The organism is Loktanella fryxellensis, from assembly GCF_900110065.1.
Taxonomy (GTDB): domain Bacteria; phylum Pseudomonadota; class Alphaproteobacteria; order Rhodobacterales; family Rhodobacteraceae; genus Loktanella; species Loktanella fryxellensis.
Genome location: NZ_FOCI01000005.1, coordinates 147,391 through 165,434 on the forward strand (window position 1 = coordinate 147,391; position 18,044 = coordinate 165,434).

At 68.2% G+C, this 18,044-nt stretch carries 14 protein-coding genes; 7 read left to right on the forward strand and 7 right to left on the reverse strand.

From position 1 onward, the window contains the following. Positions 1-592 precede the first annotated feature (592 nt). Together BMX16_RS05875 and BMX16_RS05880 are read left to right on the forward strand one after the other, a co-directional pair. A complete protein-coding gene (locus BMX16_RS05875; protein WP_089900146.1) occupies positions 593-3,889 on the forward strand; it encodes an error-prone DNA polymerase in 3,297 nt (1,098 codons plus the stop codon). A gap of 136 nt (positions 3,890-4,025) precedes the next feature. Further along, positions 4,026-5,261 carry a multidrug effflux MFS transporter gene (locus BMX16_RS05880; RefSeq protein ID WP_089900149.1) on the forward strand — a complete coding sequence of 412 codons (1,236 nt, stop codon included), beginning with the start codon at positions 4,026-4,028 and terminating at the stop codon, positions 5,259-5,261. A gap of 8 nt (positions 5,262-5,269) precedes the next feature. Here BMX16_RS05880 and BMX16_RS05885 read toward each other — a convergent pair whose 3' ends face one another. Together BMX16_RS05885 and BMX16_RS05890 are read right to left on the reverse strand one after the other, a co-directional pair. Next, a complete protein-coding gene (locus tag BMX16_RS05885) occupies positions 5,270-5,968 on the reverse strand; it encodes an anti-sigma factor (RefSeq protein ID WP_089900152.1) in 699 nt (232 codons plus the stop codon). Then, entirely contained in the window at positions 5,965-6,645 is a 681-nt protein-coding gene (locus BMX16_RS05890; RefSeq protein ID WP_245731366.1) for a sigma-70 family RNA polymerase sigma factor, read from the reverse strand. The genes BMX16_RS05885 and BMX16_RS05890 overlap by 4 nt, the downstream gene beginning before the upstream one ends. A gap of 193 nt (positions 6,646-6,838) precedes the next feature. Between BMX16_RS05890 and BMX16_RS05895 the strand changes: the two genes are divergently transcribed. Beyond that, a complete protein-coding gene (locus BMX16_RS05895; protein WP_089900154.1) occupies positions 6,839-7,621 on the forward strand; it encodes a DUF4394 domain-containing protein in 783 nt (260 codons plus the stop codon). Between the two features lie 237 nt (positions 7,622-7,858). Beyond that, the gene (locus tag BMX16_RS05900) at positions 7,859-8,269 is read left to right on the forward strand and encodes a YqhA family protein (RefSeq protein WP_281242593.1); all 411 of its coding nucleotides are present in this window, start codon (positions 7,859-7,861) and stop codon (positions 8,267-8,269) included. Between the two features lie 43 nt (positions 8,270-8,312). Here BMX16_RS05900 and BMX16_RS05905 read toward each other — a convergent pair whose 3' ends face one another. From BMX16_RS05905 to BMX16_RS05920, 4 genes are all read right to left on the reverse strand, one after another. Then, positions 8,313-9,830, reverse strand: coding sequence for a tripartite tricarboxylate transporter permease (locus BMX16_RS05905; RefSeq protein ID WP_089900157.1), 1,518 nt, complete (start codon positions 9,828-9,830; stop codon positions 8,313-8,315). Between the two features lies 1 nt (position 9,831). Further along, a complete protein-coding gene (locus tag BMX16_RS05910; protein ID WP_089900160.1) occupies positions 9,832-10,323 on the reverse strand; it encodes a tripartite tricarboxylate transporter TctB family protein in 492 nt (163 codons plus the stop codon). Next, on the reverse strand, positions 10,320-11,264 hold the full coding sequence (locus BMX16_RS05915; protein ID WP_089900163.1) for a Bug family tripartite tricarboxylate transporter substrate binding protein: 945 nt from the start codon (positions 11,262-11,264) through the stop codon (positions 10,320-10,322). The genes BMX16_RS05910 and BMX16_RS05915 overlap by 4 nt, the downstream gene beginning before the upstream one ends. Positions 11,265-11,397: 133 nt before the next feature. Beyond that, a complete protein-coding gene (locus tag BMX16_RS05920) occupies positions 11,398-12,480 on the reverse strand; it encodes an ABC transporter substrate-binding protein (protein ID WP_089900166.1) in 1,083 nt (360 codons plus the stop codon). 81 nt (positions 12,481-12,561) lie between these two features. Here BMX16_RS05920 and BMX16_RS05925 point away from each other — a divergent pair, with 81 nt between their 5' ends. From BMX16_RS05925 to chrA, 3 genes are all read left to right on the forward strand, one after another. Beyond that, positions 12,562-13,239 carry a response regulator gene (locus tag BMX16_RS05925; protein ID WP_089900169.1) on the forward strand — a complete coding sequence of 226 codons (678 nt, stop codon included), beginning with the start codon at positions 12,562-12,564 and terminating at the stop codon, positions 13,237-13,239. Continuing rightward, on the forward strand, positions 13,236-14,669 hold the full coding sequence (locus tag BMX16_RS05930; protein ID WP_218139834.1) for a sensor histidine kinase: 1,434 nt from the start codon (positions 13,236-13,238) through the stop codon (positions 14,667-14,669). The genes BMX16_RS05925 and BMX16_RS05930 overlap by 4 nt, the downstream gene beginning before the upstream one ends. 527 nt (positions 14,670-15,196) lie before the next feature. Continuing rightward, on the forward strand, positions 15,197-16,597 hold the full coding sequence (chrA, locus tag BMX16_RS05935) for a chromate efflux transporter (protein ID WP_089900172.1): 1,401 nt from the start codon (positions 15,197-15,199) through the stop codon (positions 16,595-16,597). A gap of 418 nt (positions 16,598-17,015) precedes the next feature. Here the strand turns inward: chrA and BMX16_RS05940 are convergent, their stop codons facing one another. After that, positions 17,016-18,038 carry a bile acid:sodium symporter family protein gene (locus BMX16_RS05940; RefSeq protein WP_089900175.1) on the reverse strand — a complete coding sequence of 341 codons (1,023 nt, stop codon included), beginning with the start codon at positions 18,036-18,038 and terminating at the stop codon, positions 17,016-17,018. Between the last annotated feature and the right edge of the window lie 6 nt (positions 18,039-18,044).

Consider the following 18,044-nt stretch of genomic DNA (forward strand, 5'->3'; position numbering starts at 1 on the left):
ACGCCGATGACCGCACCAGGAGAAGGCGTCCCGTCGCCTCAGACGGTCACGGGACGCTGGACCCCGCTGGAGCAGTCCGGGCTTCTTCTGGTCCCAAATATCCCGGGGGGGCCGCCTCTGGCGGCGGGGGCAGCGCCCCCATGCGACCCCAATGCGGGGGATGCCCCCGGGGTGTGGGACGACGAAAACGACACGGACCCTGCCACCGGCAGCATCGACGCACGCCCGCAGGGTGTCACGACCCTGATCAGTTCCTTCATTACGGCAGTCCTGCCGGGCGCGACGGATCGACAGGTACGCCCTGCCGCGGCATCGCGGCGGACAGCAATCCCTGTCGCAATACGGTTGCGGACGGCACGTGCTGTCGCGGCAGAGTTGAGGGCAACAAGTCCTGTCGCGGCGCGGTTGCGGTCAATAATTTCTGTCGCTGCGGGATTGCGGACAGCAATCCATCTTATGGCGTCACCGCGGCCAGCGACCCATCTTACGGCATCGCTGCGGCCACGGGACGGGCGGACCGCGACGCATGGAGGCTTTCACCGCATCCGCTGCCCCGTGGTCGATCCCGTCACCAACCGCGCCGATCCCTCTCATGCCTGAGAACGATCACATCCATCCCCGCCGCACGCTGCCCGAAGACGGGGTCTATGCGAAGAACCCGCGCGCGGCTTATGTCGAACTCGGCCTCTTCACCTGTTTTTCGTTCCTGCGCGGGGCCTCCGACGCAGCCGATCTGGTGCTCGAGGCCTGGTCCCTGGGTCACGACGCGATCGGCTGTGCGGATCTGAACAGCCTTGCCGGTGTGGTCCGCATCCACACCGAAGCAAAGAAGGCGCACCTGCGCCCGGTGATCGGTGCGCGCATCGCGCTGGTGGGCGGCGAGACGTTCCTCGCCTATCCGCGCAACCGCGCGGCTTACGGGCGGCTCAGCGCGCTGATCTCCAAGGGGCGGCGGCACGACCCGGACGGGGCGTGGCAGGCCAAGGGCGTGTGCGACCTGACGCTGCGCGACCTTGCGGATCACGCGGACGGGGTGCAGCTGATCGCCGTGCCGCCGCGCGACCTGCGCGGCTTTGCCGACAGCTTGCCGCGGCTGGTGCGCGCCCTGCCCACGCTGAAGTGGATCGCGGCCAGCCACCTCTATCGCGGCGACGACCGGGCGCGGATCACCCGGCTCGACCGGATGGCGGGGCAGCACGGGTTGCGCCTGCTGGCCACGAACGACGTCCTCTATCACGCGCCCCACCGCCGCCCGTTGCAGGACGTGATGACCTGCATCCGCGAAAAGACCACCCTGGCCCGCGCCGGTCACCTGCTGGAGGCGAATGCAGAGCGGCACCTGAAATCCCCCGCCCAGATGCAGGCGCTGTTCGCCGAATGGCCCCATGCCATCGCCGCCACCCGCGCGGTGGCCGATGCCTGTCTCTTCGATCTGGAGGAGCTGGCCTACGAATACCCATCCGAGGTCATCCCGCAGGGCATCACGCCGCAGGCGCATCTGGAGGCGCTGACCTGGGCGGGGGCCGCCGCGCGCTATCCGGACGGGATAGCACCCGAGACGCAGGCGACGCTGCGCAAGGAACTGGCGATGATCGAAAAGCTGAACATCGCGCAGTATTTCCTGACCATCCACGACATCGTCCTGTTCGCGCGGTCGCGCGGCATCCTGTGTCAGGGGCGCGGGTCTGCGGCCAATTCCGCCGTCTGCTACGTCCTTGGCATCACCGCCGTCGACCCCGCCCAGCACGCCCTGCTGTTCGAGCGGTTCATCAGCGAGGAACGCAAGGAGCCGCCGGACATCGACGTGGATTTCGAGCATGAGCGGCGCGAGGAGGTGATCCAGCACATCTATAAAAAGTATGGCCGCCACCGGGCCGGTCTGTGCGCCACCGTCATCCACTATCGCCCCCGCTCCGCGATCCGCGAGGTCGGCAAGGTCATGGGCCTGTCCGAGGACATCACCAGTGCCTTGGCCAAGACCGTCTGGGGCAGCTGGGGCACCGACATCGGCGACAGCCACGCGGCCGAGGCTGGCGTCGATCTGTCTGACCCGCTGTTGCGGCGCACGCTGATCGTGGCGCGGCAGATGATCGGGATGCCGCGCCATCTGGGCCAGCACGTCGGCGGCTTCATCCTGACCGAACGGGCGCTGACCGAAACCGTGCCGATCGGCAACGGGGCCATGCCCGAGCGGACCTTCATCGAATGGGACAAGGACGACATCGACGCGCTGGGCATCCTGAAGGTCGACATCCTCGCCCTTGGCATGCTGACCTGCATCCGCAAGTCGTTCGACCTGATCCGGGCACATTACGGCCACGACTGGACGCTGGCGACGGTCCCGCAGGAGGATCCGCGCGTCTATGCCATGCTGTGCAAGGGCGACAGCATCGGTACGTTTCAGGTGGAATCCCGCGCGCAGATCAACATGCTGCCACGGCTGCGGCCGATGACCTTCTACGATCTGGTGATCGAGGTCGCCATCGTCCGCCCCGGCCCCATCCAGGGCGACATGGTGCACCCCTATCTGCGGCGCAGGTCGGGGGCGGAACCCGTCAGCTACCCCAGCCCCGGCGCACCGCACGACCCGGAAGAGTTGAAGAAGATCCTCGGCCGCACCCTCGGCGTGCCGATCTTTCAGGAACAGGCGATGAAGATCGCCATCGACGCGGCGCAGTTTTCGCCTGCCGAGGCGAACGAGCTGCGCAAGGCGATGGCCACGTTCCGGTCGCGCGGCACGATCGCGCTGCTGGAGCAGAAGATGGTCGGCCGCATGGTCAAGCGCGGCTATGACGAGGATTTCGCCACCCGCTGCTTCAATCAGATCAAGGGGTTCGGCGACTACGGCTTTCCCGAAAGCCACGCGGCGAGTTTCGCGCAGCTGGTCTATGTCTCGGCCTGGCTGAAGTGCCATTATCCGAACGTGTTCTGCGCGGCCCTGCTCAATTCGCAGCCCATGGGGTTCTATGCGCCGGCGCAACTGGTGCGGGATGCACAGAACCACGGTGTCGCAGTGTTGCCGGTCGATGTGAACTATTCCGACTGGGACTGCACGCTGGAGCCGCACCGCAGCGGCTATGCCCTGCGGTTGGGGATGCGGCAGATCGGGGGGATGCGCGCCGATATGGCCGCCCGCATCGTGGATGCCCGCGATGCCCCGTTCGAGGATCTGGCGACGCTCAAGACCCGCGCCCGGCTGACCGCCCCCGTGGTGCGCCGTCTGGCCGAGGCGGACGCGGTGCGGTCCCTGTGGATCGACCGCCGCCAGGCCCTGTGGGAGGCGCGGGCCCTGCGCGACGCACCCGACCTGCCGCTGTTCCGCGACGCCAGCGACGAAGGCGCGGAGGTGCCCGTGCCCCTGCCCGTCATGCCCGTGTGCGAACAGGTGGTGGCCGATTACCAGACCCTGCGCCTGTCGCTGAAGGCGCATCCCATGTCCTTTTTGCGGCGCAGCCTGACGCGGCAGGGCTATGCCAGCACAGCCGATCTGCAGGGCATGACCAAGGGGCGCAAGGTCAAGCTGGCAGGTCTCGTGCTGATCCGGCAGCGGCCCGGCAGCGCCAAGGGCGTGTGCTTCATCACCGTCGAGGATGAGGCGGGTGTCGCCAATCTGGTGGTCTGGCCCACGGTGATGGAGCGGTTCCGCAAGGCGGTGATGCAGTCGCGCCTGCTGGTCGTCGAAGGGTATGTCCAGCGCGACGGGCAGATCATCCACGTCGTGGCCCAGTCGCTGACCGACCGGTCCGATGCACTGCTGCGGCTGGCCCCCGGTGCGATGCCGCAACAGATGGGGCGCGGCGACGAGGTGACGCATCCGCAGCCCCCCAACGGGGGCCGCCAGCATCCGCGCGACGTGCGGGTGATCCCGAAGAGCCGGGATTTCAAATGATGCCCCGCGTCTTTTGCATGGCTGGCCCGACGACCCATGCACATGCAGCATGACAGTCATGCGACGATGAGGCTTGCCAGCCTGCCCTTTCGTCGCAGGTAAAGATGACACATATCCCAGACCCGGACCCGTCACGATGAGCTTCGTCCTCAGCGCCGAACAGCGCCGCAATCCTGCCGCCCTCGGCTATGTCGAATTCGTCGCGATGATCGCGCTGCTCATGGCACTGAACGCGGCGGCGATCGACATCTACATCCCCGCCCTGCAGGATATCGGGTCGGCGCTGGGTGTCACGGACGAGAACAAGCGCCAGTTCGTCATCACCGCCTACGTCCTCGGGTTCGGCGGGGCGCAGATCATCTATGGCCCGCTGTCGGACCGCTATGGGCGGCGTCCGGTGCTGTTCGGCGGCCTTGCGATCTATCTGGCGGGGGCCATCGCCGCCGTGTTCGTGCCGACGTTCGAGGCGCTGCTGGTCACGCGGCTGGTGCAGGGCATCGGCGCCGCAGCGACGCGGGTGATCGCCACATCCGTGGTGCGCGACCGCTTCGGCGGGGCGCAGATGGCCAGCGTCATGTCGCTGGTCATGATGGTGTTCATGGTCATGCCCGTGTTCGCGCCGAACATCGGGTCCGTCGTCATGGCGTTCGGGACGTGGCGCGAATTGTCGGGTTTCATGGTGGTGTTCGGACTGGTCGCCATGATCTGGGCCTGGGCGCGCCTGCCGGAAACGCTGGACCCCACGAACCGCCGCCCGCTGCGGGTGAAACCCGTGGCCGAGGCCTTCGGCATCGTGCTGACCAACCGCATCGCGTTCTGCTACACGCTGGCAATGGCGTCGTTCTTTGGCGCGCTGTTTGCGTTCATCGGGCAGGCCGAGCAGATCTATACGGGCATCTATGTCCTTGGGCCACAGTTCACCCTCTACTTCTCGCTCGTCGCGGTGTTCATGGCGGGGTCGTCCTTCGCCAATTCGCGGCTGGTCGCACGGTTCGGCATCAGGCGGCTGTCGCATGGCGCGCTGATCGGCTTCATCGTCATGGCCGCGCTGCATCTGGCGCTAGCGGTGTTCTATGGCGGGGCCACGCCGTTCCCGCTGTTCCTGATCCTGTTCATCGGCATGATGTGCTTCTTCGGCTTCGTGCCCACCAATTTCAACGCCATGGCGATGGAACCGCTGGGCCGCGTGGCGGGTGTCGCGTCATCCGTCCTCGGCTGTGCGCAGACGCTGGGCGGCGGGTTGCTGGGGGCTCTGGTCGGATACCTTTATGACGGCACGCTGATCCCGCTGCTAAGCGGCTTTCTCGTGCTGGCAGTCATGTCGCTCGGCTGCGTGCTGGTGGCGGAACGCGGGCGGCTTTTCGGGGCCTGACCCGGGGCTCAGGCCCCAGTCTGCGCCGCCGCCAGTCCCTTGCCGATGATCGGCCCGGTGGGGCGCCCGGTGGGCGATCCGCCCAAGGGTTCCAGCGTCACCTCGTACAGCTGTTGCGCCGCAGGATCGGGCAGATCGTCGAAGCGCAGGTCAGCGGCCATACGACCGTCCAGCACCCCAAGCGAAACCGGACCCATGTCGGCGCTGGGCAACGTCCAGACCTGCAGGGCGCGGTCGTCCGGCACGGTGATGTCGGCGACGAACCGCACCGTCGCGGTGTCGTTGCCGTAATCGTCCACCACCGCCTGCGGCACGCCCGCGTCGTCGACCAGCACCGCGACGACCTGCGGCGCGGGCCGCGGTCGCAGGGTCGCTGCACCCAGGCCGACCGCAAGCCCGACCACCGCCGCTGCAAGCCCCGGCCACAGGCGGCGCGGTGCTGCGGGGATGTTGGCGGGCGCCACCAGTGCGCCCTGCGGCAAGGTGGCGATCCGCGACAGCACGGTGGCCGTGAACCCGGCGGGCAAGGGCTGCGGTGTGGCGCTGAGGTCCAGCGGCAGCAGACGGTCGCGCAGATCGCCCACAAGCGTGGCGAGGTCCGCGTCGCGGGCGCTCAGTTCGGCCATCAGCGCATCCTCGGACGGCGACAGCAGGCCAAGCACGTGGTCGGGTACCAGATCGACGATCTCTTGCGACAGCTGCGTCATCCCAGACACTCCTTCAGGCGCTGCAGGCCACGGCGGATCATCGACTTGACCGACCCCAGCGGTGCGGTGGTGCGTGCGGCAATCTCGTCATGGGTGAAGCCCGCCACGTGGGCCAGCAGGATCGCATGGCGGCTGGCATCGTCGAGGGTGTGCAAACAGTCGCGCAGGCGCGTGGGCGCGCACAGGATTTCCCAGCCCTCTTCGGGCACCACCTGCTGACGGTTGTCCTGCAGGACCGCCAGATCGGCGGGGTCCATCAGCGCCAGCCGCTTGCCGTCGCGCAGCATGTTCAGGCAGCGGTTGCGCAGCACCGCACAGATCCAGCCACGGGCCGATCCATGGGCCGCATCCCACTGGTGCGCCTTGCGCCAGACCTGTAGCATGGCATCCTGCAGCGCCTCCTCAGCCAGATCACTGCGCCCGAGGATGCGGCGCGCGACGCCCAGAAGAAGCGGTCCCTCGGTGGCGAGAATGGCGTCGATGCCGTACGCCTGCCCTGCCGCCACGGCGATCAGGGCGCGGCGCAGGCGGTCGGCGCGGTGTGCCGTGCTGTCGTGATCGTCCAAGGTGCGCCCCCGCAAAGTCAACTGTCGTGTTTGCCGTGCGCGCATGGTGACGCGGACGGTGCGCGGGGGCAACCGGTGACGACGGGACTGTGCGGGGGCGAGCGACATCATGTTGGCGACCTTTCCTATGTGTAAGGACACGGCGCGTCGTCCACTGGATGCAGGAAACCACGCATGGGGCGGAAAAAAGTGTCGGATGCGAAAAAAAGTGAGCGCGGTCTGCATCCGAATCGGCGCGGCCCGTGTCCTTACTGACATGGACGGCCAGACAGGCCGCCACGACTGTAACCCAAGAGGATGTATCATGCTTCGTATCGCAGTTTACTCGACCACCGCCCTGACCCTGTCGATGGGTGCCGCCCACGCCGCCCCCGCCGTGGCGCTGGTCGGTGACAAGACACTGGTGATGTTCGACACCGACACGCGCACCGTCAGCGGCACCATCGAGGTGACGGGCGTGGACAGCCTGCTGGGCTTCGACCTGCGCCCCGCCGACAACACGCTGGTCGGCGTGACCCCTGACATGGTGATCGTCACCATCGACCCCGCCACCGGTGCCACGACCGAGCTGTCCACCATGGACACGCCGCTAACCGTCGGCGATGCGCCCGTCGTCGTCGACTTCAACCCGATGGCCGACCGTCTGCGGTTCATGACCGGCACCACCAACCACCGCGTCGACGTGACCACCGGCGCCGTCACCGTCGATGGTGAGCTCGCGTTCGTCGAAGGCGACATGCATGCGGGCGAGGTGCCGAACACCGTCGCCGCCGCCTACATCAACAGCTTCGGCACGCCGGAAGCCACCGCGATGTACAACATCGACGCCACTATCGGTGGCCTGATCCAGCAGACCGCACCGAACGACGGCACGCTGGCCGCCATCGGCACGCTGGGCCTGACCGAGCCCGCAGCGACCTACGCCTTCGACGTTCAGGGCACCGAGGCGGGCGAGAACACCGCGTTCCTCGTGAACGGCACGACCCTCTACACCGTCGATCTGGAAACGGGCATGGCCACCGAGGCCGGTTCGATCGAAGGCGTAGACGGCGACATCCGCGACATCGCGATCCTCCCCGCGATGTAAGCGGACCCTGGCGCGGCCCCCACACGGGGCCGCGCCGCACCTGCTGCCGCGACCGTCACAGGATCATGGCAACCGGTCCGACCCTGCGCTCATCCTGCACCGATCCGCCACGCATGGCCTGCAGGAGCCCTTATGGAACGTCGGATCGAACGCAGCCTCTTTGCCAGCCGCTGGTTGTTGGCACCGATGGATCCGGGCCTCGTCGTCACGGTCGCGGTGCTGGTGTGAACCTTTGCGCTGCAACTCTACGCCTTCATGCTCAGCATCCCCGGCCTGACACTGGACGACGCAATCCTTGGCGTGCTGTCGCTGATCGATCTGTCGCTGGCGGCGAACCTTCTGATGATCGTGATCTTTTCCGGCTACGAGAATTTCGTCAGCCGCATGGACATCGACGACCACCGTGACCGTCCATCATGGCAGGGCGACGTGGATTTCACGGAGCTGAAGCTGAAACTCGTCGCATCCATCGTCGCCATTTCGGGCATCCACCTGCTGAAGGTCTTCATGGACATCGCCAAATACACCAGCGCGCAGATCGGCTGGATGGTGACGATCCATCTGGTCTTCGAGATCTCGGGCGTGCTGCTGGCGGCGATGGACTGGATCGCCAACTACGGCAAGACGCTGAAGGTCCGCAAGGGCTGATCCCGTCGGCCGGGCGTCAGGGGACGCCCGGCCGACACCGCGATCAATCCTCGGCGGCGGCGACCTTGCTCAGCACGTCGCCCTTGCCGCGCCACCGCAGCAGCGGCGGCACCACGAGGCCGAGGAATGCGAGTGTCAGCAGCACCGCCGACACCGGCGAGGCGACAAGCGTTGTCCAGTCGCCTTGGCTGATCGCAAGTGCCCGGCGCAACTGCTGTTCCGCCATCGGGCCGAGGATCAGGCCCACCACCACGGGCGCGATGGGATAGGCGTGCAACCGCATCAGGTAGCCCATGATCCCGAAGATCATCAGCATCGACAATTCCACCGGCGACGGGTTCACGCCGATGGTGCCCAGTGTGGCGAACAGCAGGATACCCGCATAGAGCCAGTGCCGCGGGATCGTCAGCAGGCGCACCCACAGGCGGATCAGCGGCAGGTTCAGGACCAGCAGCATCACGTTCGCCACCAGAAGGCTGGCGATCAGCCCCCAGACCAGCGTCGGTGCCGTCACGAAGAGGAGCGGTCCCGGTTGCAGGCCGAACTGCTGGAACCCCGCCAGCATGATCGCCGCCGTCGCCGTCGTGGGCAGACCCAGCGTCAGCAGCGGCACCAGCGTCCCGGCGGCGGCGGCGTTGTTCGCAGCCTCCGGACCTGCCACGCCCTCGATGGCGCCGTGGCCGAACTCCTCGGGCTTGCGGGCAAAGCGTTTCTCGCTGCCATAGGACAGGAAGCTCGCGATGTCGGCGCCGCCAGCGGGCATCGCCCCGATGGGAAAGCCGATGGCCGTGCCGCGCAGCCAGGGTCGCCACGACCTGCTCCAGTCCTCGCGCGTCATGCGGACGGACCCCTTGATCGCGTGGATCTTGTCGTGCATCGCAGACCCCTGGGCTGCGACGAACAGCGCCTCGCCCACCGCGAACATGGCGACCGCCAGCGTCGTGACCTCGACCCCGTCCAGCAGTTGCGGCACGCCGAACGACAGCCGCGCCTGCCCCGTCAGCCCGTCGATCCCGACGACACCAAGGGCCAAACCCACGAAGAGCGAGGTCAGCCCCTTCATCGTGCTGTCGCCGAAGGCGGCGGACACGGTGATGAAAGCCAGCATCATCAGTGCGAAATAATCGCGCGGGCCCAGCACCAGCGCCAGCTTCACCACGAAGGGTGCGAGGAACGCCAGCGCCAGCGTGGCCAGCAGGCCGGCCACGAACGACCCGATGGCCGCCGTCGCCAGCGCGGGCCCCCCGCGCCCGGCGCGGGCCATCTTGTTGCCCTCGAGCGCCGTGACGATGGATGCGCTTTCACCCGGCGTGTTCAGCAGGATCGACGTGGTCGATCCGCCGTACATCCCGCCGTAATAAATGCCAGCGAACATGATCAGCGATCCGGCAGGGTCGAGGCCGTAGGTGACGGGCAGCAGGAGTGCCACGGTCAGCGCGGGCCCGATGCCCGGCAGCACGCCAACGGCGGTCCCCAGGGTCACGCCGATCAGCGCATAGAGCAGAATCATCGGCTGCATCGCCGTGGCCAGACCCTGCGCCAGAAAGCCAAAGGTATCCATGTCAGCTCCCGAAGATCGTCAGTTCCAGCCATCCGGCCGGCAGGTTCAGCCTGAGCAGCTGGTCGAAGACGCCATAGACGGCGATGGCCAGCACGATGCCGACGGGCACGCTGATCGCCGGATTGCGATGACCGAAGGCGCTGGCGGTGCAGGCGAAGAGCAGGCCCGACGCGATGGAGAAGCCGGTGATGCGCAACAGCACGAGTTGCAGCAGCAGGCCACCGACGATCAGACCGACGGGCCCCAGATGCTGCACCGGCAAACCGACAGGACCGCTGCGCAAGCCCTTGACGACATGGGCGATCGCCAGAAGGACCAGCACGACGCCCACGAAGATGGGCGCATCGCCAGACCCCACGCCGGAATAGCCGCCGTTGTCGGGACTGGCACGGCCCTGCACGATGAAGGTGCCGCCGACGGCGGCAAGCATGACCGCGATGACAAGCGCCGCCCCGTCGGGGCGGCGCTGCGGCCGGGTGGCCTGCCCGGTCATTGGACCAGACCGATGTCCTTCAGGACCACGGTGGTCGCTTCGATGTCGGCGGCCAGTTGCGTGTCGAAATCAGCACCCGACAGATAGGTGTTAGCCCAGTTCTGGGTTTCCAGCGTCTCGGCCCAGGAGGCAGAGTTCACCATCGCGTCGATGTCGGCGGTGACGGCGGCCTTCTGTTCCTCGGTCAGGCCGGGGGCTGCCGCGACCATGCGCCAGTTCTGCACGTCCACGTCATAGCCCGACTCCATCAGGGTCGGCGCATCGGTGCCCACCCAGCGTTCGGCGGTGGACACGGCCAGCATCCGCATGGTGCCGGCTTCGACCTGCGGCAGGAACTCGCCCACGCCGGAAATGCCGACCGTCACCTGATTGCCGAGGATCGCGGCCAGCGCCTCGCCGCCGCCGGAGAAGGCGACGTAGTTGATCAGGGTCGGATCGACACCAGCCGCCTTGGCCAGCAGGCCCACGGTGATGTGGTCGACACCACCGGCAGAGCCGCCGGCCCACGACACGGAACCCGGATCGGCCTTCAACATCTCGACCAGTTCTTCGATGGTCTGGACCGGGCTGTTGGCGGACACGGCGATGCCCACCGCTTCGCCGGTCAAGCGGGCGATCGGGGTCACGTCGGCCAGCGACACGGGGGACGCGTTGGTCAGGATCGCGCCGACCATGACGTAGCCGCCGACGATCAGCTGGTTGGCGTCGCCGCTGGCGCTGGAGGCGAACTGCGCCAGCCCCACGGTGCCACCGGCGCCGGGCACGTTCTGGACCTGCACGTTGCCGGAAATGCCCTCTTGCTGCAGGACGGTCTGCATGGCGCGCGCCGTGCCATCCCAGCCGCCGCCGGGTGCTGCAGGTGCAATGATCGTGTAATCGGCGGCAAAGGCCGGCATGGCGCAGACGGCGGCCAGTGCGACGCTCAGAAGCGTGTGTTTCATTTCGGATCTCCTCCCGTGGCGCAGGGGATGCGCCGGTGTTTGTGTTCGGTGCGAACGTCGGGCGTCACCTCCCCGTGACACTCGCCGTGCATGTTCAGCACACGAACCTGACAACAAGCTGACAGCGCCCGCCCTATCTGGCAAGCGCTGCCGCATCCCCCGACAGCGCCGCAGCCCATGTCCGCAGCAGCCGCGCGCGGTTCGCCTGATCCAGATAGGCCATCACGCCCGGGCTGACCGGGACCGGCTGCAGCCCGGCCCCCAGCCCCGACAGGCTGCCCTCACCACCCGCGTCGGTGACGCCAAGGCTGACCGACGGCAGGCGCAGGCGGTCCGACAGCACCGTCTGGCCCGCGTCGGAGGCGAGCCATGCCAGCAGGTCGCGCCCCAGATCGGGCCGCGCCGCCGCCCGCGGCACCAGCCCCACGCGGCTGATGACCACGGTATAGTCGCGCAGCAGGACCAGCCCCAGATCGGGCCGCACCCGCGCCTGATCCGCGGCGTAGGAGCCGAGGATGTTGTAACCCAGCAGCAGGCGCCCGTCGGCCACCCGGTCGATGATGTCCTGACTGGTCGGATAGGTCTGCAGCCCCGCCCGTGCCATCGCCGCCAGCATGCCCCAGACGTCGGGAAAGCGGTCCGCATCGCGCGCCATGAAGAGGTAGCCCACCGCCGAGGCCGCGATGTCATAGGTACCGACCCGGGGCGCGCCGGTCTTGGGCAGCGCCGCCAGCCAGTCGAGGATCGCAAGCCGCGACTGCGGCGGGCCGTCCGGGAACGATGGCTTGTGATAGACGACGACCGCCGGTTCCAGCGTCAGGGCATAGGCCATGTCCTGCCAGCGCGCCCAGACCGGCCAGTCTCGGCGCAAGGCGACGGGCTGTGCATAGCCGTCGTTCGCCAGCTTCATCTGCACGTCCATCGCGGAGGAGAAGACGAAATCGGCGGATGGCCCGCCCGCATCCGTCTCGGCGCGCACGCGTGTGGCGATCTGGTCCGCCAGCAGATCCTCGTAGCGGACGGTGACATCGGGGTGCTGGGCCTGAAAGCCCGCGATCAGCGGCGCGGCCAGCGGCTGGTCCAGCGTGGAATAGACGACGACCTGCACGCGCGTGCTGCCATCCGGGGCCGGATAGGTGACGGCCTCTGCCACGGCCTGCCCAGACAGGCCAGACAGCCCCATCACGATCAAGCTGAACAGACGGACCGGTCCCATCCGCGCAGCCTGCCCCACCCGCACCCTGTTCACAAGGGCGCGGCAACCCCCTAGCGTAGGAGCTTGCAGGGGGAGACCGGTTTGCGCATTTTGCTCGTCGAGGATGATCCGGCCCTGGCCGAGGCGCTGCTGTCGCTGCTGACCAGTGCCGGCTATGCCGTGGACCTCGTCCACGACGGCGAGGCGGCGCGCACGCTGGTGGCGGCCGAACGTTTCGATCTGATGATCCTCGATCTGAACCTGCCGGAACTGGACGGGCTGTCGGTGCTGCGCGCGATGCGCGCGCAGGGCAACACTGCCGCCGTGATGATCCTGACTGCCCGCGGCGCACCCGAGGACCGGGTGCGCGGCCTCGACCTTGGGGCAGACGACTACATGGCGAAACCCTTTGACGTGCGCGAGTTCGAGGCCCGGGTGCGGTCGCTGCTGCGCCGTCAGGCGGGGCTGCGGTCGTCGGTCGTGACGCTGGGGCGGCTGACACTGGACCTGACGACGCGGCAGTTCATGGCGGACGGTCAGGCCATCGACCTGCCGCCCCGCGAACGTGCCTTGCTGGAACTGCTGCACATGCGCGCGGGCAAGGTGGTGGCCAAGGACACCATCATGCAGTCGCTGACCAGCCTCGACGACATGCTGTCGGACAATGCGATCGAGCAATATGTCTCGCGGCTCCGGCGCAGGCTGGCGCCGCTGGGGCTGGTGCTGCGCACCGTGCGCGGCATCGGCTATCTGCTGGAAAAGCCGGCAGAGGCACCGTGAAGGCCGCCCCCGTCCTCGCACCAGCGCGCGCGTGGTCCCTGCGCCGCCGCCTGATGCTGCGCCTGCTGCTGGCCACTCTGCTGCTGGGCACGCTGGCGCTGGCCGACACGTGGCGCGAGGCGCGGCAGACTGCGCAGATCGTGTCGGACCGGGTCCTGGTCGGATCGGCGCTGGCCATCGCCGAGGGCGTGTCGCTGGACACCGCAGGCGGGCTGGAGGTGGACGTGCCCTATGCGGCGATCGAGATGCTGACCTCCACCGCGCAGGACAACGTGTTCTACCGTGTCGACTGGGGCGCGGATGGGCGGTTCCTGACCGGCTATGACGATCTGCCGGTCGGCACCGTCACCGGGCCGGGCGTAGCCTTTGCCGACGGCAGCTATCGCGGCGTCGGCATCCGCAGCGCCACCCTGCGGCGCGAGGTGGCGACAGGAGAGGCGGCGATCCCCTTTACCTTTACCGTCACCGTCGCCGAATCGACCCGCGCCCGCGCCGCCCTCGCGCGCGCCATCCTGATCCGGTCCGCCCTGCGGCTGGGCGTGCTGGTGATCGGTGTCGTGGCCCTCGTCTGGGTCGCCGTCACCGTGGCCCTGCGTCCGTTGGTGCGGCTGGGCGACGTGATCGCCCTACGCTCGCCCGGCGACCTGCGCCCCGTCGCCGCCCCCACCCCGCAAGAGGTGGAGCCGCTGGTCGCCGCGATCAATTCCTTCATGGCGCGGCTGGGGTCGGCGCTGGGGGGACTGCGCAATTTCACCGGCAACGCCAGCCACCAGTTGCGGACGCCGCTAGCTGTGGTGCGCACGCAACTGGCGCTGATCGACCGCAGCGACAGCCCTGCCGCCACCGCCCGCGCCACCGCACAGGCGCAGGCGGCGCTGGAACGCGCCGAACGGGTGCTGGCGCAGCTTCTGGTGCTGGCCCGCGTCGATGCGGGCACGTCGGAGGCCGCCTTGCGCCCCGTCGACGCAACAGCCGTGGCCAAGGACGTAACCGTGGACATGGTCCCGGCGGCGCTGGCGCAGGACATCGACCTGGGGTTCGAGGGTGCCGTCGGCCCGCCGGTCCGCGCGGACGCCGTGCTTCTGGCCGAACTGCTGCGCAACCTGATCGCCAACGCCGTCAGCTATGCCGGGCGCGGTGCCGTGGTCACCGTGCGCGTCCACCGGACCGCAGACCGGACGGTTGTCGAGGTCGAGGACGACGGCCCCGGCCTACCACCGGCCCGCCGCGCCGCACTGGCGCAGGCCCAGCGCGGCGTGGCGGGCCCGGTCGCCCTGCTGCCGCTGGAAGAGGCCGGCGGCATGGGTCTGGGACTGGCCGTGGCGGTCGAGATCGCGGACCTGTTTGGTGCGGCACTGCTGTTGGACGCCGGACCGCAGGACCGCGGCCTGATCGTGCGCCTGACGTTTCCGCCGGACGGGCCTGCCTGACGCGACGCCCGCTGCACCGATGCGGCGCGTCCGGATCGCCGACCGGCGTCAGGCGGGGGGGCTTGACCGCAGCACAGCGGGTCAGGCTTTGGCACATTCGGATGCCCTGCGAAAAGGGATCGCCCGTCCGGTGTTGGTGCCAGCATGGCGCAGCAGATCCACGCCCCGGCAGGCCGATTGTGGACCATGTGCCCCAGCCCCCGATCCACAGGCCGCCGAAGATGCAGCCCATGCGGGCTGACGGTGGTCGGTTTGCGCCGGACGACACGGTCGGGCCAGCCGATCCCCGGTCACCGCAGAGCGGTGTCGACTGGCGTGCTGGTAAATGGTAACGACACGCGACACTGCCAGTTGCCGCAGAGACGTCATCGGGTGGGTGCGGCAGGACCGACTTGCGCCACCAGATGCCTTTGCGAAGGCCCTGTCATGCAAGTATGACACGACGCAGTGCAGGCTGCAGGGTAGACGCCAGGGCGATCCTGCGCCCGGATCCCCTGCCCGACCGCCAACACACCGAGGACCGCCCCATGCCAGCCACCCCGCCAACCGACCGCCCCTATCCCACCCTGCGCGATGCCACCCGCATCTGGGCGCGGATCGGTCTGCTCAGCTTCGGCGGGCCTGCCGGGCAGATCGCCCTGATGCACCGCGTGCTGGTCGAAGAGCAGAAGTGGCTGGGCGAGCGGCGGTTCCTCCATGCGCTGAACTACTGCATGCTGCTGCCCGGCCCGGAGGCCATGCAGCTGGCGGTCTATATCGGCTGGCTGATGCACCGCACCGTCGGCGGGATCATCGCCGGTGTGCTCTTCGTGCTGCCGGGTCTGGTCGCGATCATGGGGCTGTCGTGGATCTATGCGATCTGGGGCGACACCGGCGTGCTGGAGGGGCTGTTCTTCGGCCTCAAGGCCGCGGTGCTGGCGATCGTGCTGCAGGCGGTGGTCCGCATCGGGTCGCGCACGCTGCGGAACCCTACGACGGTCGCCATCGCGGCGGCGTCCTTCCTTGCGATCTTTGCCTTCGGCGTGCCGTTTCCGGTCATCATATTGACAGCGGCGCTGCTGGGCTTTGCCGGGGCGCGGGCCGGTCTTGCGGCCTTCGACGGCGGCGGCGGTCACGGTGGACCGGGCGGCGCACAGGTGGACGACGCCGACACCCTGCTGGGCGACGAAACACCTGCGCATACGCGGGTCAGCACGGGTTGGGCGATCCGCATCTCGGCGGTGTTCCTGTCGCTGTGGCTGCTGCCCGTGGCGGCACTATTCCTGTGGCTTGGCCCGCAGAACGTGTTTGCGCAGATTGCCGGGTTTTTCAGCGTGATGGCGGTCGTCACCTTTGGCGGCGCCTATGCGGTGCTGGCCTATGTCGCGCAGCAGGCGGTCGAGACCTATGGCTGGCTGGCCCCCGGCGAGATGCTGGACGGCCTCGGCATGGCGGAAACCACGCCCGGGCCGCTGATCATGGTGACGCAGTTCGTGGGCTTCATGGGTGCATTGCGCGATGCCGGCCCGCTGCCGCCGCTGCTGGCAGCGACCCTGGGGGGGCTGCTGACAACCTGGGTGACCTTCGTGCCATGCTTTCTGTGGATCTTCCTCGGTGCGCCGTTCATCGAACGGCTGCGCGACAACCACGCCCTGACGGCGGCGCTGACGGCGGTGACGGCGGCGGTAGTGGGCGTCATTCTGAACTTGGCGCTGTGGTTCGGCCTGCACGTGCTGTTCACCGAGGTGCGTTCAGTGACCGGTATGGGCCTCGATCTGGACTGGCCGGTCTGGACCACGCTGGACGTGGCGGCCCTGCTGCTGGTCTGCGTGGCGCTGATCGGGGTTTTCCGGCTCAGACTGGGTGCCATCACGGTGCTGGGCCTGTGCGCCGCGGCAGGCGTGGCGCTGCAACTGGCGCGCGGTGCAGGCGCGACGTTGGGGGTCTGAGGGCAAATCAGCCAGCCTCATGTGGCGTTGGTCACGGGGTATCGCCGACCCTGCGCGACGCGCGGCACCGTTCACGACAGGCCGCTGCGCCAACTCGGCCACACCTGCGATGATGGTGCCCCAAGCAGAAAGCGGCCGTCCGTCGGCACCGCATCCCGGCTGAACTCCGGATCGCACCCGGATCGTTGGCGGACGACGGCGCTTCAGGGCTACGTCGTGATTTGTCCTGTTCCGCGTCTTGTCGGCGGAGCGGTGGGTCCGCTTGCGCCGTGCAGCGACCACGCTGGATCGATCACGGGAGGGATGCGGCAGAACCGCACCGGGTGCCCCCTCGGACGTGCACGTCGAAGAGGCGATCCCCCTGACCAGACCGTCCCAGCCGGCCCGCGTAAGATCCGGCGTGATCGCGCACCGCGGGTCAGGGGGTCGGCCTCGCGGGGTGCGGGGGCACCTGACCCGCCGCCTGACTGGCCGCGATGATCAGCAGTTGCGATTTGCGCTGCGCGATCAGGGCACAGACCAGCAACTGCGTCAGGTGATACAGTATCAGGGGCAGAACCGTTGCGCCAAGCGTTGCGGCGGGCACCAGTGCGGTTGCGATCGGCAGACCACTGGCCAGGCTCTTGGTCGATCCGCAGAACAGCAGCACGGCGCGGTCGGCCTCCGGCAGACCGCAGACCCGGCCCACGCGCGTCACGATCACCATGGCGACCCCCAGCAACAGGGCGACGATCACATAGAGCAGGATCAGACTGGGCACCGGGATCGCGGACCAAAGCCCCGACACCGTGCCCGCGCTGAACGCCGAATAGACGATCAGCAGGATCGCGCCGCGATCCACGAACAGCGTCGCCGCCTTGTGCCGCTGCACGAACCCGCCCAGCAGCGGACGCAAAAGCTGGCCTGCGAGGAAGGGGAGCAGGATCTGCACCGCGATCTTGACGATGGCGGCCCCGCTGATCGCACCGCCGCCCTGATGCAGCAGCAGCGCCACCAGCGCGGGCGTCAGGACCACCCCGATCAGGTTCGACAGCGACGCGGCACAGATCGCAGCGGGTACGTTGCCACCCGCCATTCCGGTGAACGCGATCGACGACTGCACCGTCGACGGCAGCACTGCCAGAAAGATCAACCCAAAGGTCAGTTCCGGTCCCAGCAACCCGCCGAACACAAAGGCCAGCGCCAGCCCCAACAGCGGAAACAGACCGAATGTCGCGCCGAAGGTCAGGCCCTGCAACCGCAGGTTCAGAAGCCCTGCCCGCACCGCCGCGGAATCCAGCTTGGCGCCATACAGAAAGAACAGCAGGACCACGGCCCAGAACGTGACCTGCGACAGGCCGGTCGCCGCGATCCCCTGCACGGGCAGGATCAGGCCGGTCGCGACCGTGGCGATCAGCAGCAGCATGTAGGTGTCGATGCCGAGTCTTTTGAGGTAGGCCATTCATTC

Excerpts from the sequence above, each read along its gene's own strand:
- BMX16_RS05895 (WP_089900154.1), top strand. The coding sequence starts at position 6,839 with ATGCTTCGTATCGCAGTTTACTCGACCACCGCCCTGACCCTGTCGATG.
- BMX16_RS05905 (WP_089900157.1), bottom strand. The coding sequence starts at position 9,830 with ATGGATACCTTTGGCTTTCTGGCGCAGGGTCTGGCCACGGCGATGCAG.
- BMX16_RS05915 (WP_089900163.1), bottom strand. The coding sequence starts at position 11,264 with ATGAAACACACGCTTCTGAGCGTCGCACTGGCCGCCGTCTGCGCCATG.
- BMX16_RS05875 (WP_089900146.1), top strand. The coding sequence starts at position 593 with ATGCCTGAGAACGATCACATCCATCCCCGCCGCACGCTGCCCGAAGAC.
- BMX16_RS05910 (WP_089900160.1), bottom strand. The coding sequence starts at position 10,323 with ATGACCGGGCAGGCCACCCGGCCGCAGCGCCGCCCCGACGGGGCGGCG.
- BMX16_RS05940 (WP_089900175.1), bottom strand. The coding sequence starts at position 18,038 with ATGGCCTACCTCAAAAGACTCGGCATCGACACCTACATGCTGCTGCTG.
- BMX16_RS05885 (WP_089900152.1), bottom strand. The coding sequence starts at position 5,968 with ATGACGCAGCTGTCGCAAGAGATCGTCGATCTGGTACCCGACCACGTG.
- BMX16_RS05880 (WP_089900149.1), top strand. The coding sequence starts at position 4,026 with ATGAGCTTCGTCCTCAGCGCCGAACAGCGCCGCAATCCTGCCGCCCTC.
- chrA (WP_089900172.1), top strand. The coding sequence starts at position 15,197 with ATGCCAGCCACCCCGCCAACCGACCGCCCCTATCCCACCCTGCGCGAT.
- BMX16_RS05920 (WP_089900166.1), bottom strand. The coding sequence starts at position 12,480 with ATGGGACCGGTCCGTCTGTTCAGCTTGATCGTGATGGGGCTGTCTGGC.
- BMX16_RS05890 (WP_245731366.1), bottom strand. The coding sequence starts at position 6,645 with ATGATGTCGCTCGCCCCCGCACAGTCCCGTCGTCACCGGTTGCCCCCG.